General features: G+C 69.1%; 7 protein-coding genes. 3 read left to right on the top strand and 4 right to left on the bottom strand.

From position 1 onward, the window contains the following. Positions 1-25 precede the first annotated feature (25 nt). Positions 26-754 (top strand): DUF2470 domain-containing protein, encoded by a 729-nt coding sequence (locus JNK68_14320; GenBank protein MBL8541518.1) that lies wholly within the window; start codon positions 26-28, stop codon positions 752-754. Beyond that, entirely contained in the window at positions 724-1,104 is a 381-nt protein-coding gene (locus JNK68_14315) for a DUF2069 domain-containing protein (protein MBL8541517.1), read from the top strand. Before JNK68_14320 ends, JNK68_14315 begins: the two co-directional genes overlap by 31 nt. On the opposite strand, the gene JNK68_14310 is transcribed toward JNK68_14315, so the two are convergent. Genes JNK68_14310 through JNK68_14295 form a run of 4 tightly spaced genes read right to left on the bottom strand, consistent with a single transcriptional unit; the run spans position 1,076 to position 5,179 of the window. Continuing rightward, the gene (locus JNK68_14310) at positions 1,076-1,684 is read right to left on the bottom strand and encodes a hypothetical protein (protein ID MBL8541516.1); all 609 of its coding nucleotides are present in this window, start codon (positions 1,682-1,684) and stop codon (positions 1,076-1,078) included. The genes JNK68_14315 and JNK68_14310 overlap by 29 nt on opposite strands. 4 nt (positions 1,685-1,688) lie before the next feature. Beyond that, a complete protein-coding gene (gene pabB, locus JNK68_14305; GenBank protein MBL8541515.1) occupies positions 1,689-3,077 on the bottom strand; it encodes an aminodeoxychorismate synthase component I in 1,389 nt (462 codons plus the stop codon). A 46-nt stretch (positions 3,078-3,123) separates the two neighbouring features. Then, a complete protein-coding gene (locus JNK68_14300; GenBank protein MBL8541514.1) occupies positions 3,124-4,173 on the bottom strand; it encodes an S-layer protein in 1,050 nt (349 codons plus the stop codon). Beyond that, a complete protein-coding gene (locus JNK68_14295) occupies positions 4,166-5,179 on the bottom strand; it encodes an ATP-grasp domain-containing protein (protein ID MBL8541513.1) in 1,014 nt (337 codons plus the stop codon). Before JNK68_14295 ends, JNK68_14300 begins: the two co-directional genes overlap by 8 nt. Positions 5,180-5,185: 6 nt before the next feature. Here JNK68_14295 and JNK68_14290 point away from each other — a divergent pair. Continuing rightward, positions 5,186-5,677: nickel transporter (locus JNK68_14290; protein ID MBL8541512.1), on the top strand; the 492-nt coding region annotated here is incomplete at its 3' end.

Raw genomic sequence — 5,677 nt, 5'->3', positions numbered from 1 at the left:
CCGAAACGGCGGTGAGGCTCGCGCGGTGACGACGCCAGGGGACGCAGGAGACAAGGCACGGCGGCTTCTGCGACGCTGTCGCCACGGCGCGCTCGGCACGCTGTCGCTGCGGCTCTCCGGGCATCCTTTCGCAACCGTCGTTCCTTATGTGACCGATCACGACGGTTGGCCGCTGCTTCTCATCAGCGCGCTCGCCGAGCACACGAAGAATCTGCGGGCGGATCCGCGCGCAAGTCTCATGGTGCACGCCGCTGGTGAAGACGTGCTCGCCAGCGCGCGCGTGACCTGCGCTGGCCACGCAGAGCGGATCGACGACGCGAGCGCACCGGCCGTGCAGCGCTACCTGCGTTACCTGCCGAAGTCGAGATCGCTGCTCGACTTCGGCGATTTCGCGTTCTACCGGATCGTGCCGGAAGCACTGCACTGGGTCGGTGGCTTCGGCGACATCCAGTGGCTCGGCGCGGACGCAGTACGCGCCCCCGCTTCGACTCTGGCGGAATCCGAGGCCGGCATCCTCGAACACATGAATGCGGACCATCGTCACAACCTGCGTGACTACTGCCGATCGGTGCACGGGCGCGAAGTGCTCGATGCCGAGATGATCGGCATCGACTGCGACGGCTTCGACGTGCAGGCCGACGACGAGCGGCTGCGCATGGATTTCGACGCAAGCGTCACCACTCCTGAGCAAGCGCGCAGCGCGCTGGTGGCACTGGCGCGCCGATGCCGCGAGGCAGCGGACGGCAGCGGGTGATTCGGGATTCGGCGCGCTATGCGCTGGCAGCCTCCGCCATCCTCATCGCGCTCGCGCTGCTCACGATCGCCTGGGAAGCCCGGATCGCCCCCATCCGGCCAGGCGGTTCCTGGCTCCTGCTCAAGGCCCTGCCACCGCTCCTGCTGCTGCCCAGGATCTGGCGCGGCGACGTCTACACCTTCAAGTGGGCACCGCTCGTGATGCTCTTCTACTTCACCGAAGGGGTCGTGCGCGCGTGGGCCGAGTCCGGCGCTTCGCGACTGATGGCGAGCATCGAAGTCACGCTCGCCGTGGCGTTCATCTTCTGCTGCTGGAGATACATCAAGGGCGAGCCGCAGGCATCGCGGTGACACGACCGTCCAGCGCAGCGGTGAGCAGATTCACATCGCCCGGCCCCAGTACCTGCACCGCATAGTCGCTCGCCTCGACGAAGCGCGGGAACGCGTCATCGACCACGCCGAGTTCGGCAAGCTGCCTCGCATCCTGAACCGCGATCGCGCGCGACTTCACCAGCCACAGCATCGAGGCGCCGAGTTCGCGTGCGAGCCATGCGGCGAGGCTGTCGGACGTCACCTCCCAGCTCTCATCGATGCCTTTCGCATCGGCGACCATACGCGACGGCATCCACACCGGAATGCGCTCGCAGCGGAGCGCGGCGCGCAAGGCGTCCAGCGTATCGACCGGAACCAGCGACGGCGCCAGAGAGGACAGCAGCAGGCCGTACTGCTCCATCGCGACGAGCGCCATCCGGTGCGCCGTGCGATCGTCGATGCCGGTCTTCTGCTGTGCGATGCGCACGGCATCGGCGAACGGACCGCCGCCGGGCACCACCACCAGCCTGCCGCCAGCGCCGGCGATGGGTCGCAGCCAGGAACGCAGGATGTCGGGTGCGTCGAGCAGGCTGCCCCCGAGCTTGACGACGTGCAGCATCGCTTCAGGCGCGCGCGGAGTTGTCGGCGCACTGCTGCAGCAGTCGCAGCAGTGCCGCCGCCTTGTCGAAGGATTCCTGGTACTCGTCCTGCAGGCGCGAGTCGGCGACGATGCCGCCTCCCGCCCAGAAGCGCACCGCGCCGCCGGAGTTCACCAGCGTGCGGATGGCGATGTTGGTGTCCATCGCGCCGTCATAGCCGAGGTAGCCGATGGAGCCGCAGTAGACGCCGCGCCGGTTCGGTTCCAGTTCTTCGATGATCTCCATCGCACGCAGCTTCGGCGCGCCGGTGATGGAGCCGCCCGGAAAACAGCCGCGCAGCAGGTCGACCGCATGCGCCTGCGGCTGCAGCTGCCCGCTCACGGTGGAGACGAGGTGGTGCACGGTAGCGAAGCTTTCCACGTCGAAGAGCTTCGGCACCCGCACCGATCCCGGCGCACACGTCTTCGAAAGATCGTTGCGCAGAAGATCGACGATCATCACGTTCTCCGCACGGTCCTTCTCGCTTTCCTTCAGCAGTTCCGCGAGTGCTGCGTCGAGGCGCGGATGGCCGGCGCGCGGCCGCGTGCCCTTGATCGGCTTGGTCTCCACCGCGCCCCCTTGCACGCGCAGGAAGCGCTCGGGCGAGGCGGACAGGATCTGCGCGAAACGCAGGTTGAGATAGGCGGCAAACGGGGCCGGATTCAGGACGCGCAGCGCCTGAAACGCCACCCACGGATCACCGACGGCGGTCGCGGCGAAGCGCTGCGCGAGATTCACCTGGTAGCAGTCACCGTTCGTGATGTATCGCTGCACGCGCCGGAAGGCTTCTGCGTAACCTTCCGGCGTGAGATTGGAGGAGACGTTGGACGTCACCCGGAACGGCGCCCGATAACGCTCGGGCCGCGGCGTCGCGAAGCGGTCGACGAGCGCCGGCCATCCGGCGGCGGTCGCCGGATCGCGGCCGGCGCTGACGAGCCAGGTGCGACGCTCATGGTGATCGACCACGCACGCCCAGTCGTAGAGGCCGACCGCCATCTCCGGCAGCTTCTCCGCATCTTCGGCGATGTTCGGCAGACGCTCCAGGCGACGTCCCAGGTCGTACGCGAAATAACCGATGGCGCCACCGGCGAACGGCAGCTTTGCGACGGGTTCGCTCAGCGGACCGAGTGCCTGACGCACCAGGTTGAACGGATCTTCCGGAGACAGCCGGACCGCGTCGCCGGTGCGGATCTCCGTCATCTTTCCGCGCGTGATGAGCGTCGCCGTCGGGTTCGACGCGAGGATGTCGAAACGCGAGTGGCCCGGCAGATGGCGGCCACTGTCCAGGAACACGGCCCACGGCTCATCCGCGATGCTGTCGAACAGCGATCCCGTGTCTTCGCGATACGGCAACTCGACGATCAGGTGCGGCATGGTTTCTGGTGCTGAATCGAAGGTCGGAGACGCTTCGACCGCGATTCTAGCGTCGCGCTCCCGCCGCGCTGAAAAGACGCGCCACGGCGAACGCGGGCGCACACGCCATCAGGTCGTCCTCGCTCGCTCCCGAGCGCGTTGCGAGCGCTGCGAAGTCCGTATAGGGACGGTCGAGGCGCGAGGCCAGCTTCCGCGCCAGGAAAGCGCCGGTGCCCGCACCGACAAGGGGTGCGCCGTGCGGCAGTCCGGCGCGCGCGATGACCAGCCGCGCGGCTGCCTGCAGACGTTCGAGCTGCTGCTCGGCGAAGAAGCGCGCGAGTTCGGTCCACGCCGCCGGCGGTGCCGTTCCGGCGTCGCGCCCGATCATGCGTGCGATCCGCCGGGCGCTCGCCTCGCGCGTCTTCGGTCCGCCGTCCGCCGCCGGGTGCAGATCGACCGGCTCGGCCAGTTCACCGGTCAGTCGATACACGTCCGCAGTCGTGGCGAAGTGCTCCGCCATCAACGCCACCTGCCGTCCCTCGAACGGCACTCGCGGCGCGATCGACATCAGCGGCGTGCGGGTGGTCCCGGTATAGACCAGTTCATCGGTCGCGAGCCGCGTGAAATCGTCGTGCCCGAGGCAGCGCACCTCGCTCCCGGCGATCGGCACGAGGTCGGTCGTCGTGCTGCCGATGTCGGCGAGCAGTGCTGCATCCGTCACCGTCGCCAGATACATGGCGGTGGCGAGCCAGTTGGCGGAGGCGATCTGCGCTGCCGCAGTCGCCGCCGCCGCTGCCGGGACGAAGCCGGCACGCCCGGCGAAGAGATGCAGCCCGGTCACGGGCACACGTGCGCAGATGGCGCCGACGATGGCGGCGACACCGGCGGCGCGATCGGCAAAGCAGTCGGCGAGTTCTCCGGTCATGGTGACGACATGCGTGGTGGGTAGCGTCGGCATCCGCGCCAGCGTCGCATCGAGCGCGCCCTCGAGGTGCGATACGCCCTGCCACAGCGGACACGGCAGTTCCACGGCGAGGACCGCTGCGCCATCGGCGTCGACCAGCGCAGCCTTCAGGTGCGCGCCGCCGACGTCCCAGCCGAGCACTGCCTCACGCATCGACGGATTCCTGCGGCACGCCGACTTCGACACTGCGCAGCGCCGCGGGCGGCGGTGGCAGCGGCGCCGCTTCGTCGAGAAGCGCCAGCACGCAGGCGGCGGGATTGACGCCGATCGAATCGCGCAGGCCGGCGTACGAGGTGGTCAGACGCGGGTTCACTTCCAGCACTTGCGCACCGCGGTCGGCGAGGATCAAGTCGACGCCGACGTAACCCCAGAGATCCGGCAGTGCTTCGGCAATGCCCTGCGCGAGATCGGCCAACAGCGGTCGCCAGGCGGCAAGGGCGTTGACGGAGCAACCGTGAAACCGCAGCGCACCGTCTCGCCGGGTCACGTGTTGCCGATTCACGGCGAGGATCACCGCACGGCCGTCGCGCACGAGCAGAGACAGACTGGCTGCCTCGCCCTCGACGAAAGGCTGCAGCACGACGCCCGCTTCGCGGCCGCGCGCTTCCCAGTCGCGCACCGCGGATACGCAGTCGACATACACGCGCGTGTCGACGCAACCGGCGCCGTCGTCGGGCTTCAACACGACGGGGCCTGCAAGCGGCGGCAGCGCGTCCTCCGCCGCAGGATCGTGGACCGGCACGACCGGCACGCCGCGCCACGCGAGCGCCTGCGCCGTGCGCGTCTTGCTCGCGGCGACCGCAATCGCCGGCGGGCGACTGCCGAGCAGACACTTGCCGCGCGCCAGAACCTCGCCGGCCAGGCGTTCGAGCACGCCCGCCGTCTCCGGCGCCACGACCCACACCGCGTCCGCGGCATCCACACATTGCGCAAAGCGGTCGGTCGCTTCGCGGGCGCTGCGTGCCACGCGCACATCGACGCCGCGCGGGAGCGTTGCCGCACGCGCATCGCGCGTGGCGCTGACCGCAATACCCGGCACGTCCAGCAGGTCGCGCAGAAGCGCGCGGGCCATGAGGTCACCCTCATGCGCCAGCGACGGCGGCAGCGGCCGGTCGGCAAGACCGCCCCCCGTGATAAATTCGTAGACGAATAGCCGCATCCGATTGTGCACATCATCCCCGTCATCGACCTGCAGGGCGGCCGCGTCGTCCGCGCCCGTCGCGGCGAGCGCGCTGCCTACGCCCCGATCCGCACGTCACTCGCGGCGGGTGCCGAGCCGGTCGACATCGCGCGGGCGCTGCTGGAAGTCTACCCGTTCACATCGCTCTATCTGGCGGATCTCGATGCGATCCAGCGACGAGGCGACAACGATGTGGCAATCGCCGCGATCCGTGCACGATGCCCGGACATCGAGCTGTGGGTGGACTCGGGCATCGCCGACTGTCGCGGTCTGCGGGCATGGCAAGCCCGCGGTCTGGGGCGTGCCGTGATCGGCACCGAGTGCGTGACCGATCCGCAACTGCTCGACGAACTGCACGCAACGGGCGGCGTAGCGCCACCCGTGCTGTCGCTCGACTTCGGAGCGCGTGGCGAAGCGCTGGGTGCGGTCGACATCCTGAACCGGCCGCAGTCGTGGCCCGATGACGTCATCGTGATG

The organism is Betaproteobacteria bacterium (genome assembly GCA_016791345.1).
In the GTDB taxonomy this organism is placed as follows: Bacteria; Pseudomonadota; Gammaproteobacteria; order Burkholderiales; family JAEUMW01; genus JAEUMW01.
Note: the sequence above shows the minus strand (reverse complement) of the source record. Positions and strands in the feature narration are given on the sequence as shown.